The organism is Desertihabitans brevis (assembly GCF_003327535.1).
Lineage (GTDB): Bacteria > Actinomycetota > Actinomycetes > Propionibacteriales > Propionibacteriaceae > Desertihabitans > Desertihabitans brevis.
On sequence record NZ_QOUI01000003.1, the window covers coordinates 69,845 to 86,902 of the forward strand.

Annotated in this window: 16 protein-coding genes; 14 read left to right on the forward strand and 2 right to left on the reverse strand. The window is 72.5% G+C overall.

Translation table 11 applies throughout. The features are described 5' to 3' along the window. Positions 1 to 214: 214 nt before the first annotated feature. Positions 215 to 1,246 carry a LacI family DNA-binding transcriptional regulator gene (locus DT076_RS05800; RefSeq protein WP_114125729.1) on the reverse strand — a complete coding sequence of 344 codons (1,032 nt, stop codon included), beginning with the start codon at positions 1,244 to 1,246 and terminating at the stop codon, positions 215 to 217. 122 nt (positions 1,247 to 1,368) lie between these two features. Here DT076_RS05800 and DT076_RS05805 point away from each other — a divergent pair, with 122 nt between their 5' ends. From DT076_RS05805 to DT076_RS05830, 6 genes are all read left to right on the forward strand, one after another. Next, on the forward strand, positions 1,369 to 2,235 hold the full coding sequence (locus DT076_RS05805) for an NAD(P)-dependent oxidoreductase (RefSeq protein ID WP_114125730.1): 867 nt from the start codon (positions 1,369 to 1,371) through the stop codon (positions 2,233 to 2,235). Beyond that, positions 2,232 to 4,280: a beta-galactosidase gene (locus DT076_RS05810; RefSeq protein WP_114125731.1), complete on the forward strand. Its 2,049-nt coding sequence runs from the start codon at positions 2,232 to 2,234 to the stop codon at positions 4,278 to 4,280. Before DT076_RS05805 ends, DT076_RS05810 begins: the two co-directional genes overlap by 4 nt. 96 nt (positions 4,281 to 4,376) lie before the next feature. Further along, on the forward strand, positions 4,377 to 5,687 hold the full coding sequence (locus DT076_RS05815; protein ID WP_147264071.1) for an ABC transporter substrate-binding protein: 1,311 nt from the start codon (positions 4,377 to 4,379) through the stop codon (positions 5,685 to 5,687). A gap of 16 nt (positions 5,688 to 5,703) precedes the next feature. Beyond that, on the forward strand, positions 5,704 to 6,651 hold the full coding sequence (locus DT076_RS05820) for a carbohydrate ABC transporter permease (RefSeq protein WP_114125733.1): 948 nt from the start codon (positions 5,704 to 5,706) through the stop codon (positions 6,649 to 6,651). A gap of 1 nt (position 6,652) precedes the next feature. Beyond that, entirely contained in the window at positions 6,653 to 7,561 is a 909-nt protein-coding gene (locus DT076_RS05825; protein WP_114125734.1) for a carbohydrate ABC transporter permease, read from the forward strand. Further along, a complete protein-coding gene (locus tag DT076_RS05830; RefSeq protein ID WP_114125735.1) occupies positions 7,558 to 8,514 on the forward strand; it encodes a D-2-hydroxyacid dehydrogenase in 957 nt (318 codons plus the stop codon). Before DT076_RS05825 ends, DT076_RS05830 begins: the two co-directional genes overlap by 4 nt. 48 nt (positions 8,515 to 8,562) lie before the next feature. On the opposite strand, the gene DT076_RS05835 is transcribed toward DT076_RS05830, so the two are convergent. Next, complete coding sequence (locus tag DT076_RS05835) at positions 8,563 to 9,582, reverse strand: aldo/keto reductase (RefSeq protein WP_114125736.1); 1,020 nt, start codon at positions 9,580 to 9,582, stop codon at positions 8,563 to 8,565. Positions 9,583 to 9,694: 112 nt separating this feature from the next. Here DT076_RS05835 and DT076_RS05840 point away from each other — a divergent pair, with 112 nt between their 5' ends. From DT076_RS05840 to DT076_RS05875, 8 genes are all read left to right on the forward strand, one after another. Beyond that, positions 9,695 to 10,342 (forward strand): TetR/AcrR family transcriptional regulator, encoded by a 648-nt coding sequence (locus DT076_RS05840; protein WP_114125737.1) that lies wholly within the window; start codon positions 9,695 to 9,697, stop codon positions 10,340 to 10,342. A gap of 15 nt (positions 10,343 to 10,357) precedes the next feature. Next, positions 10,358 to 11,008 (forward strand): phosphotransferase-like protein, encoded by a 651-nt coding sequence (locus DT076_RS05845; protein ID WP_114125738.1) that lies wholly within the window; start codon positions 10,358 to 10,360, stop codon positions 11,006 to 11,008. A 40-nt stretch (positions 11,009 to 11,048) separates the two neighbouring features. Next, positions 11,049 to 11,453: a YciI family protein gene (locus DT076_RS05850; protein ID WP_114125739.1), complete on the forward strand. Its 405-nt coding sequence runs from the start codon at positions 11,049 to 11,051 to the stop codon at positions 11,451 to 11,453. 16 nt (positions 11,454 to 11,469) lie between these two features. Next, positions 11,470 to 12,612 carry an RNA polymerase sigma factor gene (locus DT076_RS05855; RefSeq protein WP_114125740.1) on the forward strand — a complete coding sequence of 381 codons (1,143 nt, stop codon included), beginning with the start codon at positions 11,470 to 11,472 and terminating at the stop codon, positions 12,610 to 12,612. A gap of 308 nt (positions 12,613 to 12,920) precedes the next feature. Further along, on the forward strand, positions 12,921 to 14,249 hold the full coding sequence (locus DT076_RS05860) for an ABC transporter substrate-binding protein (RefSeq protein ID WP_114125741.1): 1,329 nt from the start codon (positions 12,921 to 12,923) through the stop codon (positions 14,247 to 14,249). Next, entirely contained in the window at positions 14,249 to 15,223 is a 975-nt protein-coding gene (locus DT076_RS05865) for a carbohydrate ABC transporter permease (RefSeq protein ID WP_114125742.1), read from the forward strand. Before DT076_RS05860 ends, DT076_RS05865 begins: the two co-directional genes overlap by 1 nt. Before the next feature lies 1 nt (position 15,224). Next, complete coding sequence (locus tag DT076_RS05870) at positions 15,225 to 16,118, forward strand: carbohydrate ABC transporter permease (protein WP_114125743.1); 894 nt, start codon at positions 15,225 to 15,227, stop codon at positions 16,116 to 16,118. 145 nt (positions 16,119 to 16,263) lie between these two features. Then, positions 16,264 to 17,043, forward strand: a complete 780-nt coding sequence (locus DT076_RS05875; protein ID WP_114125744.1) for an IclR family transcriptional regulator — start codon at positions 16,264 to 16,266, stop codon at positions 17,041 to 17,043. The last annotated feature ends 15 nt before the right edge of the window (positions 17,044 to 17,058 follow it).

The window sequence follows — 17,058 nt, forward strand, 5'->3', positions numbered from 1 at the left end:
GGGCGGGGTGATCGCCCTTCGACAGGCTCAGGGCCCTGGGGTCGGGTTCGGCGACCGGCGCGAGCTGGCACCGGGGCCGACACGGTGCACACACCCACCACAGCGCGCTGAGCCTGTCGAAGCGTGAGCATCCCGAGGCCCTTCGACAGGCTCAGGGCGTTGCTGGCTCGGCTGAGGGGGTTGCTGGCTCGGCTCAGGGCGCTCGGACGGGAGCTCAGGAGGTGGGCGGCGGGGCGGTGGAGGCGCGGACGAGGAGCTCCTCGTCGGTGGCCCAGCGGACCTCGTCGACCTCGATGCCGAGCTCCTGCAGCAGCAGCTGGGCGGCGACCCGGCCACGGAGGACGACGTTGCGCTGCACGGTGGTCAGCGGGGGGTCGATCCACTGCCCGACCGACTGGCCCTCCGCCCCGATGACCGAGACGTCGCCCGGGGTGCGCAGGCCGAGGTCGCGGGCGGCCTTGATGCCGGCGATGGCCATGGTGTCGTTGCCGTAGAGCAGCGCCGTCGGTCGGTCCGGCGCGGTGAGCACCTCACGGGTGACCTGCTCGCTGGCGGTGCCGGAGTAGGAGGTCGACACCATCGGGCCGAGCTCCAGCCCGTGGTCGCGGACCGAGGCCTCGAACGCCTCGCGGCGCCGCACCGCCTGGACCCGGGTAGCCGGGCCGCCGATGAAGCCGAGCCGGCGGTGCCCGAGCCCGAGCAGGTGGTCGACGGCCTGGTCGATCGCCGGACGCGGGTCGGTGCGCACGTGCGGGATCGGGTCGTCCCCGTCGGGCGTCCCGACCAGCACCGCCGGCAGCCCCAGCTCGCGCAGCAGCGCGGGTCGGGTGTCGCCGATCACGCTGTCGGTGAGGATCGCCCCGTCGACACGACCGGCGTCGACCAGCCGACGGTAGATCTCGCTCTCCGCGCCGGGCGGCTGGTCCACCAGGTGCAGCAGCAGGCCGTAGCCCCGGCTGCTCAGCGTGGTCTCGATGCCGGTGATCAGCTCGGCGGTGGTGGCCGAGACCGCAGGCGGCGCCTCGTGCCGGTTGAGCACCAGCGCCACCGTCTGCGAGCGCGCCCGCCGCAGCGCCACCGCGTGCGCGCTGGGCTGCCAGTGCAGGTCGCGGGCCGCCTGGAGCACCCGGTCACGGGTCGCCGTCGAGATCGAGCCGGTGCCGTTGAGCACCTTGGAGACCGCCGTCTTGGAGACGCCGGCGCGCGCGGCGACGTCGGTGATGGTGGCCCGGCCGGACTTCGGCACCTGATCGCCCTCCTCGAGATCTGCTCGTCCGGAAATCCGCGGACGGGTCTTGCCGGGCGACGATACCTCGCCTAGTGTACCGGTACACCAGGTGTAACGATGCACTAGATGGAGGTCCCCCTGTGGTAGTCGGCTTCATCGGTCTGGGCGTGATGGGCGTCCCGATGGCCAGCAACCTTCTCTCCGCCGGTCACGAGCTGGTGGTCCACCGCGTCAAGGAGCGCTCGCAGCGCCTGCTCGAGCAGGGCGCCGTCGCGGCGGACTCCCCCCGCGCGGTGGCCGAGCGCAGCGAGATCGTCGTGCTGATGCTCCCCGACACCCCCGACGTCGACGCGGTGCTCTTCGGCGAGGACGGCGTCGCCGCCGGGCTCGCCACAGGCTCGTTGGTGGTCGACATGTCCTCGATCTCCCCGGTCGAGACCGTCGAGTTCGCCCGGCGCATCGCCGAGGCGGGCAGCGACTACGTCGACGCCCCGGTCTCCGGCGGCGAGGTGGGCGCCCGGGACGCAGCGCTGACGATCTTCGTGGGCGGCGAGGACGGCCCGGTGGCACGCGCGATGCCGCTGCTCGAAGCGATGGGTCAGCGGATCACCCACATCGGCGGCGTCGGCGCGGGGCAGACCGCCAAGGTCGCCAACCAGGTCATCGTGGCCCAGACCATCCAGGCCGTGGCCGAGGGCCTGGCGCTGGCCCGGGCCGCCGGGGTCGACCCGGCCGTGGTCCGGGAGTCCCTCACCGGCGGGTTCGCCTCCTCGCGGATCCTCGAGCTGCACGGCCAGCGGATGCTCGACGACGCCTTCGACCCGGGATTCCGGATCCGGCTGCACCGCAAGGACCTCGCACTGGCCCAGCAGGCCGCCCGCCACCACGGCGTCAGCCTGCCCGGCACCGAGACGGTCGCCGGCCAGATGGACGCCGCCCTGCAGCGCGACCTCGGCGAGCTCGACCACTCCGCGCTGATCCGCCTGATCGGCGGGGAGGACGCGTGAGCACCACCACCCGACCCCAGCCCGTCGCCGAGCCCGGCACAGAGACCTCCACCCCATGGTGGCAGCAGCCGTTCCGCACCTTCCAGACCAACCTGCGCGAGATCGACGCCGGGCTGGACGTGGCGGCCGTGCTGGACGCCATCGAGGACTACGGCGCGGACGTCTGGCTGCTCAGCGTCGGCGGGATCATCGCCAACCACCCCAGCGACCTGGACAGCCAGACCCGCAACCCGGCGCTGGCCGCCCGGCCCTCGGGCGACTTGGTGGGCGATGCCACCGCGGCCGCCAGGGCCCGCGGCATCCGGGTGCTGGCCCGGATGGACTTCTCCAAGGTCGACCGCCGGCGCGCCGAGGAGCACCCGGAGTGGTGCTTCGTCGACGCCGACGGGCAGAACCAGGTCTACAACGACTACGTCAGCGTCTGCCCCAGCGCCGACTACTACCAGCGCGAGGTCTTCGAGATCGTCGCCGAGGTGCTGCGGCGCTACCCGCTCAGCGGCTTCTTCTTCAACTGGATGTCGTTCAACGAGCGCGACTACAGCCGCCGCTACTGGGGCGTCTGCCACTGCTCGGCCTGCCGCACCGGCTTCGCCGAGCACGCACCAGGCGTCCCGCTGCCCCGCGGCAAGGGTGACCCCGGCTACCCCACCTGGCGGCGCTGGTCGGCCGGGGTGCTGGACGACCTCACCGCGCGGATGCGCGCCCACGTCCAGGAGCTGGCGCCGGAGGCCGCCCTCATCCTGGGTGACCGGGCCGACATCACCTTCCACGAGGCCAACAACGCGGTCGGACGTCCGCTGTGGCACCACGCCACCGCCGAGGCCGTCAGCGCCGCCCGCTCCGCCGACGACGGACGTCCGGTGCTGGTCAACTCGGTCGCCTTCGTCGACATGCCCTACCGGTGGGCCGGGGAGGACCCCGAGCACTTCGCGCAGTACCTGCTGCAGAGCATCGCCCACGGCGCGCAACCCTCGACCTACGTGATGGGGACGCCGGCGGACAGCCCGTTCACCGCGCTGGCCGCCGGGCGGGAGGTCGTCCGCTTCCACCGCGACTCCGCCGACGTCTACACCGGCCTGCGGTCGACGGCCCGGGTGGCGCTGGTCCGCGGCGTCGACCCCGACGACCCGGACCGGGAGCGGCGCTCCGACGAGTTCCAGGGCTGCTACCTGAGCCTGGTCGAGAGCCACGTGCCCTTCGACGTGGTCCGCCTCGACCGGCTGGCCGAGGTGGCGGCCGACCGCTACGCCCTGCTGGTGCTGCCCGACCTGGGCCCGCTGCCGGCCGGTGCGGTGGACGCGCTGCGGGCGGCGCTGGCGGCGGGGGCGTCCGTGGTCGCCACCGGTGACTCGGGCTGGGAGCACGAGGACCACCAGCTCGGCGAGGCGCTGGGACGCCGGGTGGCCGCCTTCGAGACCGAGGAGTCGCTGCGCTCGCTGCACCTGCGGCTGGACGGCACCTCCCCCGGCGACCTCGCGCCGGTGCTCGGCCGGTTCGAGGTGGTCCGACCCGCGCCGGCGTCCACCGTCGCCTGGCCCGCGATGGGCCGGGCCCGCTACGGCCCGCCGGAGGCCTGCTACGGCCACCGCGACACCGGCCACCCGGGCTGGCTCAGCGGTGCGGTCGGTGGCGGCCGGCTGGCGCTGGTGCCCTGGCGTCCGGGTCTGGTCTACCGCCGGCTCGGCCTCGGCCGGGTCCGCGACGCCTGGGTCGAGCAGGCCCTCGAGCTGAGCGCGGAGCGGCTGCGCTGGACGTCCACGCTGCCGCCGCAGCTGCAGCTGGTGCCGGGACGCTCGCGGGCCGGACAGGTGGTGCACCTGCTCAACCGCTCCGGGGACGCGGTGCAGCGCTTCCTGCCGCCGCTGACGGTGCCGGCGGGACGGCTGACCGTCCCCCTCGACCCGTCCGTGGCCGCCGTGGAGGGGCTGCGGGTGCGGGCCCGGGTGGCCGGCACCGAGCCGACCTGGCGCCGGTTGGGCGACGAGCTCGAGGTCGAGCTGCCCGCGGTGGAGCGCTTCGAGGTGCTCACTCTCGAATCCGTATAACAGTCAGACATGAACTATTGACAGACAATCTGTCACCTCGCACAGTGAACAGGACCGCCGGTCACCGACCGGACTCGCAATGACGGGAGTACGACCATGACGACACTCAGCCGCAGGACCCTGCTGAAGATGACCGCCCTGGCGGGAGGTGGACTGGCCGGCGCGGGTGCGCTGTCGGCCTGCGGCGGCGTCGGCGGTGCCGCCAGCGGTGGCTCGGAGCCGCTGCGCTACGCCATGTGGGGCAACAACGTCCGCCAGCAGAACTACCAGAAGGCGTTCGAGCAGATGCAGGCCGCGATGCCCGACCTGCAGATCGCGATGGAGTTCGCCGACTACACCGCCTTCCAGGAGCGGATGACCACCCAGATGGCGGCCCGCACCGTGGCCGACGTGTTCTGGGTGCCGTCGGCGCAGGTGATGACCTACGCCGACAACGGGCTCTACCGGAACCTGGACGGCCTGGAGACCCTCGACCTCTCCGACTACTCCGAGAGCGACCTCGAGGGCTTCAAGCTAGGCGGCGAGCTCAACACCATGCCGTTCGGGATCTTCGTCCCGGCGATGCGCTACAACGTCACCTTCGCCGAGGAAGACGGCGTCGAGCTGCCCGAGGACGGACCGGGCTGGACCTGGGACTCGCTCGCCGAGTTCGCCCGCGACTACTCGGCGAACAACTCCTCCGGTCGCAAGGCGCTCTCCTACGGCGCCGAGCACGACCTGTCGTTCGAGAACTGGCTGCGCCAGCGTGGTGAGCAGCTGTGGACCGAGGACGGCCGGATCGGCTTCACCGAGGACGGCCTGGCCAGCTGGATCGACTGGTGGGAGGCCCTGCGCACGGCCGAGGCCACCACCTCGATCGGCGAGCAGGACGGGGTCGCCCCCGACTGGCCGACCATCGGCGACAAGATCCTCATGAACTTCGGCAACTCCAACCACATCATCGACGACGCCAAGCAGTTCCCCGACTACGAGTTCGCGCTGCGCCACCCCCCGGTCGACCCGGCGGCCGAGCCCGGCTTCCAGTACCTCTACTTCCCCCGGATGGCGATCTACAGCGGCACCGACGACGAGACCGCCGCCACCGCCGGGCGGGTGCTCACCTACTGCACCAGCACCGTGGAGATGCTGGAGGCGGTCGGGCTGACCATGGGCGCCCCGGTCAACCCGCGGGTGGCCGAGGAGGTCAAGGCGATCGCCAGCCCCGACGAGGTGGAGATGCTCGACCTGGTGGCCGAGGACCGCGCCCTCGACCGGCGTCCCCGCTACGAGGCGCCGGCCGGCTCGAGCACCTGGCGCACCGTCATGGGCCGGGTGCTGGAGGAGGTCACCCTGGGCGACAGCACGCCCAGCAAGGCCGCCGCCGACCTCATCGCCGAGGTGGGCGCCGCCATCGACCGGGCCGCCTGAGGGACCGCGTCCGACGATGACGACCACCACACCCACCCGGCCTCCGGCCACCGTCCCCGGGACCGACGGGCCAGCCCCGCGGTCCCGGGGCCGCCGGCGCCAGGACGTCGCGGCGCACGTCTTCATGACGCCCTGGCTGGTCGGCCTGCTGGCGGTGACCGCACTGCCGATGCTGGCCTCGCTCTACCTCGCCTTCACCGACTACAACATCCTCTCCGCACCCGAGTTCATCGGCGTCGACAACTTCACCCGGATGGTCTCCGACGAGCGCTTCTGGAGCTCGGTGCGGGTGACGCTGCTCTACGTGCTGGTCTCGGTGCCGCTGCAGCTCGCGTTCGCGCTGCTGCTCGCGCTGGTGCTGGACAAGGGGCTGCGCGGGCTGACCATCTACCGCAGCGCCTACTACCTGCCCTCGCTGCTGGGCACCAGCGTCGCGGTGGCGGTGCTGTGGCGCCAGATCTTCGGCCACGACGGGCTGGTCAACCAGGCGCTCGCCCTGGTGGGGATCGAGGGTCAGAACTGGCTGGTGAACCCCGACACCGCGCTCGGCACCCTGATCGTGCTCAACGTGTGGACCTTCGGCTCACCGATGGTGATCTTCCTGGCCGGGCTGCGCCAGATCCCCGAGGAGCTCTACGAGTCGGCCCGGGTGGACGGGGCGACGGTGCTGCGGCAGTTCCGCCACATCACGCTGCCGATGCTGACCCCGATCGTCTTCTTCAACCTGATCCTGCAGACCATCGGGGCGTTCCAGTCCTTCACCCAGGCCCACGTGGTCAGCGGCGGCACCGGCGGCCCGGTGGACTCGACGCTGTTCTACACGCTGTACGTCTACCAGCAGGGCTTCGTCGCCTTCGACATGGGCTACGCCTCCGCCCTGGCCTGGGTGCTGCTGGTCTTCATCGCCCTGATCACCGCCCTGCACTTCGCGCTGTCGAGGTACTGGGTCTTCTACGGAGACTGAGATGAGCGAACAGATCCTCGACCGCACCCTCGACCCGGTGCAGGACCCGCCCAAGACCGAGCCGCCGCCGTCGGCCCGCCGCGAGCGGCGTCGCTCCGACGTGCTGCGCCACGCCGGGCTCATCCTGTTCGGCCTGGTGATGCTCTACCCGCTGGTGTGGATGGCGGTGAGCGCGTTCAAGCCGTCCAACCTCGTGCTCACCGATCCGAGCATCATCCCCACCGAGCTGACCCTGCAGAACTTCCGGGACGGCTGGAACAGCGCCAACCAGCCGTTCTGGGTCTTCTACGGCAACTCGCTGGTGGTGGCCGTCTGCTGCATCATCGGCAACCTGTTCTCCTGCTCGTTGACCGCCTACGCGCTGGCCCGGCTGGACTTCCGGGCCAAGAAGACCTACTTCGCGATCGTGCTCGTCTCGGTGATGCTGCCGATGCACGTGGTGGTCATCCCGCAGTACATCGTGTTCTCCCAGCTCGGGCTGGTGAACACGTTCGTGCCGCTGATCCTGCCGAAGTTCCTCGCCACCGACGCCTTCTTCATCTTCCTCATGGTGCAGTTCATCCGCGGCATCCCGCGCGAGCTGGACCAGGCGGCCTGGCTGGACGGCGCCGGCCCGTTCCGGACCTTCTGGTTCGTGGTGTTCCCGCTGATGCGCCCGGCGCTGGTGACCACGGCGATCTTCACCTTCATCTGGACCTGGAACGACTTCTTCGGCCAGCTGATCTACCTCACCGAGTCCTCGGTGTTCACCGTGCCGGTGGCGCTGAACTCGCTGGTCGACAGCCAGACCCAGAGCGGGATCGGGATGCTGCTGGCGATGTCGGTGCTGTCGCTGGTGCCGATCCTGGCCTTCTTCGCCTTCGCCCAGAAGTACCTGATCCGCGGCATCTCCACCACGGGTCTGAAGTGACCTCGCTGGTGGCGGTGCGGGCGCCGGCCGACCCCGGCCTGGACCGGCTGCGGGCGGTGCTCGGCGACCGGGTGGTCGAGGTCGGGGAGGTCAGCCCGGACGGGTGCCGCCGGGCCGGGGTGGACCCGGCCCGGGTGGGTGCGGTGCTCGGGGCCTCCCCCGCGGACCGGCTGGACGTCTTCCCCGCGCTGGACTGGGTGCACAGCCCGGCCGCCGGGGTGGACGCCTGGGTGCGGCGGCGCACCGTCCCCGACGGCGTCCGGCTGACCAGCGCCGTCGGGAACGGGGCGGTGCCGCTGGCCGAGCACGCGCTGATGCTCATGCTGCAGCTCAGCCGGTCGGCGTTCCGCTGGGCCGAGGCGCAGCGCGAGCACCGCTGGGACCGCTTCGTGCACGGCGAGCTCGCCGGCTCGACGTTGGGGCTGGTGGGGCTCGGCCACAGCGGCACCGACCTCGCCCGCAAGGCGCTGGCCTGTCACATGTCGGTGCTCGCGCTCACCGGACGCCCGCGCACCTCCGACGTCCCCGGTGTGACCACCCTGCACGGCCCGGACGGGCTGCGCCGGCTGCTCAGCGAGTGCGACCACCTCGTCGTCACCTGCCCGCTCACCGAGCAGACCCGCGGGATGATCGGTGCCGAGCAGCTGTCCTGGATGCGTCCGAGCGCGTTCGTGGTGGTGATCTCCCGCGGTGGCGTCGTGGACGAGGACGCCCTGGTCGAGGCGCTCCGCGCGGGCCGGCTCGCCGGCGCCGGGCTGGACGCCCACCCGGTGGAGCCGCTGCCGGCCGACAGCCCGCTGTGGGACCTGCCGAACGTGGTCGTCACCCCGCACAACGCCGCAACCACCGAGCAGACCGCCGAGCGCGGCCGGCAGATCCTGCTGGACAACGCCGCCCGCTGGGTCGAGGGACGCCCGCTGCGCAACCTGGTCGACCTCGATCGCGGCTACTGACCCGGAGCGCGGAGCCACCGCGGCACCCGGGCCGGCCACCTCGACCGGCTACGCCGCGGCGCGCTCCTGGGCGGGCCGGCGGCGCAGCGTCGGCGACAGCAGCGGCGGCGTGCGGTACTCCTGGTCCATCTGCCCGACACCGGTGCCGGGCGGCACGATCTCGTCGACCCGGTCGAGCAGGTCGTCACCGAGGCGCACGTCGGCCGCGGCGAGGAGGTCGTCGAGCTGCTCCATCGTGCGCGGCCCGAGGAGCGCGGCGGTCACCCCCGGGTGCGCGATGACGAACGAGAGCGCGAGATGCGTCAGAGGCATCCCGGCCTCCTCCGCCAGGGCGATGAGCTGCTCGACCGTGTCGATGCGGCGCTCGTCGCGCAACGCGGCGAACATCCGGGTGCGGCGCAGGTCGCTCTCCTGCCCGCGACGGACCCGGCCGGTCAGCATCCCGCTGGCGAGCGGGCTCCAGATCACCGTGCCCATCCCGTAGCGCTGGGCCACGGGCAGCACCTCGCGCTCGATCGTGCGGTCGAGCAGGGAGTAGTGCGGCTGCTCGGCGCGGAACCGCTCGAGGCCACGGCGCTCGGCGACCCACTGCGCCTCGACGATGTCGGAGGCGGGCATGTCGGAGGTGCCGATCGCCCGCACCTTCCCGCTGCGGACGAGGTCGGTCAGTGCCGACAGGGTCTCCTCGATGTCGGTCAGCGGGTCGGGCCGATGCATCTGGTAGAGGTCGAGGTGGTCGGTCTGCAGCCGGCGCAGCGAGTTCTCGACGGCGGTCATGATCCACCGCCGCGAGCCGCCGCGCGCGTTGGGGTCGTCACCGATCGGTCGGGAGAACTTCGAGGCGAGGACGACGTCGTCGCGTCGCCCCCGGAGCGCCCGCCCGAGCAGCTCCTCCGACTCGGCGTAGGCGTCGGCGGTGTCGACGAAGTTGATGCCGGCGTCCAGGGCGCGGGCGACCATGCGGTCCACCTCGCCCTGGTCGGTGGTGCCGAACGAGCTGAACATCATCGCGCCGAGCGCGAAGGGCGAGACGTGGATGCCGGTGCGGCCGAGCGGACGGTGCTGCATGGGATTCTCCTCAGGCTGGCGGGTGCCGCGGAGGCGCGGCTACCCTGGGCGGAAACGGAACGTCCGTCCACAACTATACGGAACATTGTTCCAGTTGTCACCGAGGAGAACGATGCAGACTGACGACGCCGCGGGCGCACCGGCGCCCCGCCGCCGACGCGCGGACGCCGTCCGCAACACGGAGGCGGTGCTGGAGGCGGCGAAGGCGGTGTTCGCGGAGGCGGGGGTCGACGCACCGATGCGCGACATCGCCGCGCGCGCCGGGGTCGGTGTCGGCACGATCTACCGCAGCTACCCGCAGCGCTCCGACCTGATCATCGCCGTGTTCCGGCGCGAGGTCGGCGCCGTCGCCGCAGAGGCCGAACGCCTCGGTCGCGAGCACCCACCCCTGGAGGCGCTGCGGTTGTGGGCCGACCGGCTGGCACGCTTCGTCGCCACCAAGCGCGGCTTCTCCGGCGCGCTGCACTCCGGCGACCCGGCCTACCAGCCGCTGCCGGCGTACTTCCTCGGCGCGCTCGCCCCGCGCGTGCAGGACATCCTCGACGCCGGCGCGCGCGAGGGCACCATCCGTGCGGACGTCCGCGCCGAGGACCTCGTCCCCGCCCTGATCCGCCTCGCCAACAGCCGGTCCGACGAGCACGGCGGGTCCGGGCTGGACATGACGGGGGTGCTCCTCGACGGTCTGCGGGCCGCCCACCCCGAGGCAGGCGGGGCGGACCAGGCGCGTCCGCCCGGACCGGTCGGCGCCGACCCTCGCTGAGCCCAGACTGGCCGCGTGACCGGCCACCTCATCGCCCTCGTCGGCACCTCGAGCGTCGGCAAGACCTCGGCCGCCGCCGCGTTGCAGCCGCTGCTGCCCGAGCCGCACCTGGTGGTCGGCATCGACCTGTTCCTCAACGCGTTCCCGCACCACTGGGCGGGCCACCCGCGCGGGCCGGGGCCGGGGATGTGGTACGACGACCGGACCGACGCCGACGGACGTCCGGTGGCCCGGATCCACTACGGCGAGGCGGGCGTCCGGCTGCTCGCGGGCATGCGGCTGGCGGTGCGGGCGCTCCTCGACGCGGGCAACCACGTCGTCCTCGACGAGATGCCGCTGGACCAGACCGTGCTGCCGGGCTGGCGGCGCGACCTCGCCGGCTACGACCAGCACTGGGTGCGGCTGACCGCCTCGCTGCCGGCGCTGGAGGAGCGTGAGCGCGGACGCCGGAGCGGCCAGCACCTCGGCAACGCCCGCGGTCACCTCGACGTCGTCGGGGACGAGCCGTTCGACCTCGTCCTCGACACCTCCGAGCTGGCGCCGGCCGAGGTGGCCGAGCGCGTGCGCGCCTCCCTGCCCGCTGACTGGCGACGTCTGGAGGAAGCTCCACGAGAAGGTTCCGGCGGCGATGTCGAGAACGTCGCGGGGGCTCCGTCCCCGGGGTGAGCGCGGCCAGAATGGGCCGCACCACACGAGGAGACGAACGATGAAGTACCTGCTGCTCAAGCACTACCGCGGCGCCCCGAAGGGTGTGAACGACCACCCGATGGACACCTGGTCACCCCAGGAGGTGTCGGACCACATCCAGTACATGGACGACTTCGCCAAGCGCCTCCAGAGCACCGGCGAGTACGTCGACGGGCAGGCGCTCTCGCCCGAGGGCGCGTTCGTCCGCTACGACGGCGAGGGACGTCCGCCGGTGGTCGACGGGCCGTTCCCCGAGACCAAGGACCTCATCGCCGGCTGGATGGTCATCGACGTCGAGAGCTGGGAGCGGGCCGTCGAGCTGGCCGGTGAGCTCTCGGCCGCCCCGGGCAAGGACGGCAAGCCGATCCACGAGTGGCTCGAGGTGCGGCCGTTCCTCACTGCACCGCCGACCATCACCGAGTGACCCGGACCCCGTCGACATGGACGAGGCGCTGCTGCGTCGCCTCACCCCCGAGGTGATCGGGGTCCTCGTCCGCCGCGGAGCCGACTTCGCGGCGGGCGAGGACGCCGTCCAGGACGCACTGGTCGAGGCGCTGCGGGTGTGGCCGGAGGACCCGCCGCGCGACCCCAAGGGCTGGCTGGTCACCGTGGCGTGGCGCCGCTTCCTCGACGCCACCCGCTCCGAGACCGCCCGCCGCCGGCGCGAGGACGCCCTCGAGGCCGAGCCGGCGCCCGGACCGGCGCCGTCCGGCGACGAAACGCTGCAGCTGTACTTCCTCTGCGCCCACCCCTCGCTGACCCCGTCCTCGGCGGTGGTGCTCACCCTGCGGGCGGTCGGCGGGCTGACCACCCGCCAGATCGCCGAGGCCTACCTGGTGCCCGAGGCGACCATGGCCCAGCGCATCAGCCGGGCCAAGCGCACGGTGGCTGGCGTCCGGCTCGACCAGCCCGGCGACGTCGCCACCGTGCTGCGGGTGCTCTACCTGGTCTTCAACGAGGGCTACTCCGGTGACGTCGACCTCGCGGCCGAGGCGATCCGGCTGACCCGCCAGCTCGCCGCCGTCATCGACCACCCGGAGGTGGCCGGGCTGCTGGCGCTGATGCTGCTGCACTCCGCCCGGCGCCCCTCGCGCACCGCCGCCGACGGCAGCCTGGTCCCGCTGGCCGAGCAGGACCGCAGCCGCTGGGACACCCGGCTCATCACCGAGGGCGTCGAGGTGCTGCAGGCCGCGCTCGTTCGCGACCGGCTCGGGGAGTTCCAGGCCCAGGCCGCGATCGCCGCCCTGCACGCCGACGCCCCGACGGCGGAGGAGACCGACTGGGTGCAGTTCGTGGAGTGGTACGACGAGCTCCTCCGGCTGACCGACAACCCCGTGGTCCGGCTCAACCGGGCGGTGGCGGTCGGCCAGGCCGATGGCGCCCGCGCCGGGCTGGCCGCGCTGGCCGAGGTGGACCCCTCGCTCCCCCGCCACACCGCCGCCTCGGCGTACCTGCACGAGCAGGACGGTGACCCGGTGACGGCGGCCCGGCTGTACGCCGAGGCGGCACGGAAGGCCTCGAGCGCGGCCGAGCGGGACCATCTGACCCGCCAGGCCGCCCGGCTCAACACCCCGACGGCGTAGGCCCACCGGGATTCCGCTCCACCGTGGGTCACCGGGCGGCCCGGATTCCCGTGGTTGCGCGGGCGGGCGGCGCCAGAGCGGCGACGTGTGCGCGGAATCCGTGTGGCCCCGCCCGGGGTCGCGACCGATTTCGACGGTCAGTCGGCCTCTGCCGAGCGGCAGAGCCGCCAACCATGCGGAGCACCCGCCTCCGACACCGCGACCGACCGTCGAAATCCGCTCCTGCTCTTGACCCCGGAACGCACGGCGCTCTACCGTTCCTGTTCATCGGGACGCCTGTCCCAATCATCGGGAACAACGGAGTACCCATGACCCCACGACTTCGCCGGCGGACGCTGCTGGCCGGCGCGGCGGCGGCCGCGGCCCTCGGTGCGCTGGGCGGCTGCGGACGTCCGGTCGACACGAGCGCAGAGCTGCCGGCGGTGTCCGGCGACTACACCGGTCCGCCGCTGACGCTGCAGTTCTGGAACGGGCTCACCGGCGGGGACGGGCCGGTGATGCGCGAGCTCATCGCGCAGTTCAGCGCCACCCACCCCAACATCGGCATCGAGATGTATGCGATCCCGTGGTCGAGCTTCTACCAGAAGTTCCCCGCCGCGGTGGTCAGCGGGCTGGCCCCCGACCTCGGGCTCATGCACAACTTCCAGGTCGCCACCAACGCCGCCCGCCAGGTCGTCGTCCCGCTGGACCCGCTGGTGCCGGCACTCGGGCTGCGGCAGGAGGACTACCTGCCGGTGGTGTGGCAGTCCGGGCTGATCGACGGCGCGCGCTGGTCGCTGCCGCTGGACATGTGGCCCGACAGCCTCTTCTACAACCGCCGCGTGCTCGCCGACGCCGGGCTCGACCCCGACGCCCCGCCGCAGACGGGCGAGGAGTACCTGGCCGCGCTCGACCGGCTCGCCGCCAACGGCGTCCAGGGCCACTGGCTCCCGGCGGTCGACCCGCAGGGCGTGGGTCGCGGCTTTGACTCGCTGCTGTGGCAGTTCGGCGGCGAGCTCTACGCCGAGGACGGCAGCGCCGCGCTGTTCGCCGAGGAGGCCGGCGTGCAGGCGTTGGAGTGGCAGGCCGGCCTGATCGCCGCCGGCTACAGTCCCAGCGACGTCAGCGGCTCCGACGCCAACGTGGCGTTCAAGAACGACCGGAACGCCTTCCTCTGGGGCGGTCCGGGCGCGCTCATCAACGACCTGGGCAAGGTCGACGACCTCGACTGGGACGTCGCCCCGCTCCCCCAGATCGGCGTCCGGCGGGCGGCCTTCTCCGGCTCCCACCAGTTCGTGCTGATGCGCCAGCAGGAGTTCGACCCCGACCGGGTCAGCGCCACGGCCACCTTCCTGCGCTGGATCATGGGCAACTCCCTGGGCTGGGCCAGCGCCGGACCCGTCCCAGCCCGGCTGCCGGTGCTCGAGCAGCCCGCGTTCGCCCAGCTCTCCGCCCAGGCCAACGTCGCCTCCGGCGTGGAGCACATCCGCTTCTACCCGCTCGTCCCCGGCATCGCCGAGGTGCAGACCACCATCCTCTACCCCGCCGTCGGGGACGCCCTGCTCGGTCAGCTCAGCCCGCGCGACGCCCTGGCCCGCGGCCGCGAGCAGGCGTCCTTCCTGCTGGCGGAGAACCTCACGAAGTACGGGAGGGCCTGATGACCGCCACCACCGCACCGACGTCCGCCCCGCCCGCGCCGGCGGCCCGTCCGGCTCCGACGACCGCGCCCGGCTCGCGCGGCGCCCCGCACCGTCCCCGGCCGTGGACGCCCTACCTGTTCCTCGCGCCGTTCCTCGTCGTCTTCGCCACCTTCGTGCTGGCGCCGGCGCTGTACGGGTTCTGGATGAGCCTGCACAACTGGGACTTCTTCCTGCCCGAGCGCCCCTTCGTCGGGCTGGCCAACTACGCCGAGCTCTTCACCCCCGGCGCCCTGGTGGCCCAGCAGTTCTGGGAGAGCATGCGCGCGACCGGACTGTTCGTGCTGCTGTCGGTGCCGCTGCTGATGGTGATCCCGCTGGCGCTGGCGCTGCTGCTCAACCGGCGCTTCCGCGGCCGCACCTTCTTCCGCGCCGTCTTCTTCGCCCCCTACGTGCTCGGCGTCAGCGTCATCGGTCTGCTGTGGCAGTACCTGCTCAACGCCAACACCGGTCTGGTCAACGGCTACCTCACCGACCTGCTCGGGCTGGAGGAGGGCATCCCCTGGCTGACCGCGCTGCCGTGGGTGTGGGTCACCCTGGTCGGCGTCACCGTCTGGTGGACGATGGGCTTCAACTCCGTGGTCTACCTCGCCGGGCTGCAGGGCATCGACGAGAACCTCTACGACGCCGCCAAGGTCGACGGCGCCAACCGCTGGCAGGAGCTGGTGCACGTCACCCTGCCCGAGCTGCGGCCGGTGATCCTCTTCGTGCTGACCATGACCGTGCTGGCCTCGGCCAACATGTTCGGCCAGTCCTACCTGCTCACCAGCGGCAACCCGTCGGACGAGACCCGCACGGCGATCATGTTCATCGCCGAGGTCGGTCTGGAGCAGTTCCGGATGGGTCTCGGTGCGGCGATGAGCTACCTGCTGGCCCTGGTGCTCGTGGTCGTCAGCGCCCTCAACTTCCTCTTCCTGCGACAGAAGGAGCGCTGAGATGACCACGCTCGCCACCGCGCCGACGTCCGTCCTGCCCGACACCCCGCCGCCCGACCGGCGCCGTCCCCGCAACCTGGTCAGCACGCTGCTGCTGTACGCGGCGCTGCTGATCCTCTCGGTGATCATCATCTCGCCGCTGCTGTGGATGCTCTCGACCTCGTTCAAGACCACCGGGGACGCCACCACGATGCCGCCGCAGTGGATCCCGCCCGAGCCGTCGGTCGAGGGCTACACCACCCTCTTCGCCGACGCCCAGGCCCCGGTGCTGCGCTGGCTCGGCAACTCGGTGCTGGTCGCCGTCCTGCACACCGTGCTGGTGCTGGCCACCGCCGCGCTGGCCGCCTATCCGCTGGCCCGGATGCGCTTCCCCGGACGCGACGTGGTGTTCGCGCTGATCGTGGCGACCCTGTTCGTGCCCGGGTTCGTCTTCCTGATGCCGAACTACCTGATCGTGGACTCCCTCGGCTGGCTGGACAGCATCTGGGCCCTCGTCGTCCCCGGAGCGGCCAGCGCGTTCGGGGTGTTCTTCCTCCGCCAGTTCTTCAGCTCGCTGCCCGAGGCGCTGGAGGAGGCGGCGCTGATCGACGGCGCCAACCGGTTCCAGATCTTCTGGCAGGTGGTGCTGCCGCTGTCGAAGGCGCCGCTGGCCACCCTGGCGGTGCTGTCGTTCCTCACCAGCTGGAACGACTTCCTGTGGCCGCTGTACGTGTTGTTCAACCCCGAGCAGCTGACCCTGCCGGCCGGCCTGGCGACCCTGCTGGGCTCCTACGCCACCGACTACCCGATGATCATGGCCGGGGCGGCGCTGGCGAGCATCCCGGTGCTGGTGCTCTTCGCCTTCGTCCAGCGCTACGTCATCGCCGGCGTCGCCCGGTCCGGGCTGAAGGGATGAGCCGACCGGCCGCGACGGACGTCCCGCCCGCATCGCGACGACCTCGCCGGAGCGCCTCTCCCGAGCGCTCCGGCGGGCTCAGCGCGCTGCGGGTGGGACGGCTCGCGGCCGGGCGACGGCTGGACCGCTGGGGGATGATGCCGCCATGAGCACCCAGCCGAGCACCACGTCGGCCGGCACCCTCGCCCGGGGGCTGGACATCCTCGAGTGGGTGGCCGAGGTCGAACGCGGCTCCATCCCCGACCTCTGCGCCGCCCTCGGGCTGAGCCGCAGCGCCGCGTACCGGATCGTGGCCCAGCTGCGCGACCGCGGGTTCCTGGTCGAGGCGGGGGAGAACTCGGTCCGGCTGGGGCCGGTGGCGATCCGGGTCGGGCTGCAGGCGCTGGAGGGCCTCGACCTGTTCAAGGTGACCCCCGACCACCTCCGTGCACTGGTGGCGACCACGCAGGAGACCGCGTTCGTGGCCGTCCCCGAGGGCGACGAGATGGCCTACGTCATGCAGGAGGTCGGCCCGCAGGTGGTGAAGGTGTCCTCGAAGCTGGGCAGCCGCGCCCCGCTGCACGCCTCCGGGCTCGGCAAGGCCTACCTGTCGGCGCTGCCGGCCGACGAGGCCGACGTCGTCATCGCCGCCCTCGACCTGGTCCGCTACACGCCCACCACCCTCACCTCGGTGGGCGACCTCACCGCCGCGGTCCGCGAGGCCGCCACCCGCGGCTACGCCGTGGACGACTCCGAGCGCGAGCCGGGCGTGCGCTGCCTGGCCGCCCCCATCCTCGACGCCTCCCGGCGTCCGGTGGCCGCGATCAGCGTCGCCGGGCCGAAGGAGCGCATCCTCGCCGCCGAGACCGACATCGTCGCCGCCCTGCGCAGCACCGCCGCCCGGATCTCCGCCGGGCTCGGCCACCACCCGTCCGTCCCGACCTGACCCGACCGAAGGAGC

Excerpts from the sequence above, each read along its gene's own strand:
- DT076_RS05855 (WP_114125740.1), top strand. The coding sequence starts at position 11,470 with ATGGACGAGGCGCTGCTGCGTCGCCTCACCCCCGAGGTGATCGGGGTC.
- DT076_RS05840 (WP_114125737.1), top strand. The coding sequence starts at position 9,695 with ATGCAGACTGACGACGCCGCGGGCGCACCGGCGCCCCGCCGCCGACGC.
- DT076_RS05825 (WP_114125734.1), top strand. The coding sequence starts at position 6,653 with ATGAGCGAACAGATCCTCGACCGCACCCTCGACCCGGTGCAGGACCCG.
- DT076_RS05835 (WP_114125736.1), bottom strand. The coding sequence starts at position 9,582 with ATGCAGCACCGTCCGCTCGGCCGCACCGGCATCCACGTCTCGCCCTTC.
- DT076_RS05815 (WP_147264071.1), top strand. The coding sequence starts at position 4,377 with ATGACGACACTCAGCCGCAGGACCCTGCTGAAGATGACCGCCCTGGCG.
- DT076_RS05870 (WP_114125743.1), top strand. The coding sequence starts at position 15,225 with ATGACCACGCTCGCCACCGCGCCGACGTCCGTCCTGCCCGACACCCCG.
- DT076_RS05850 (WP_114125739.1), top strand. The coding sequence starts at position 11,049 with ATGAAGTACCTGCTGCTCAAGCACTACCGCGGCGCCCCGAAGGGTGTG.
- DT076_RS05875 (WP_114125744.1), top strand. The coding sequence starts at position 16,264 with ATGAGCACCCAGCCGAGCACCACGTCGGCCGGCACCCTCGCCCGGGGG.
- DT076_RS05820 (WP_114125733.1), top strand. The coding sequence starts at position 5,704 with ATGACGACCACCACACCCACCCGGCCTCCGGCCACCGTCCCCGGGACC.
- DT076_RS05860 (WP_114125741.1), top strand. The coding sequence starts at position 12,921 with ATGACCCCACGACTTCGCCGGCGGACGCTGCTGGCCGGCGCGGCGGCG.
- DT076_RS05865 (WP_114125742.1), top strand. The coding sequence starts at position 14,249 with ATGACCGCCACCACCGCACCGACGTCCGCCCCGCCCGCGCCGGCGGCC.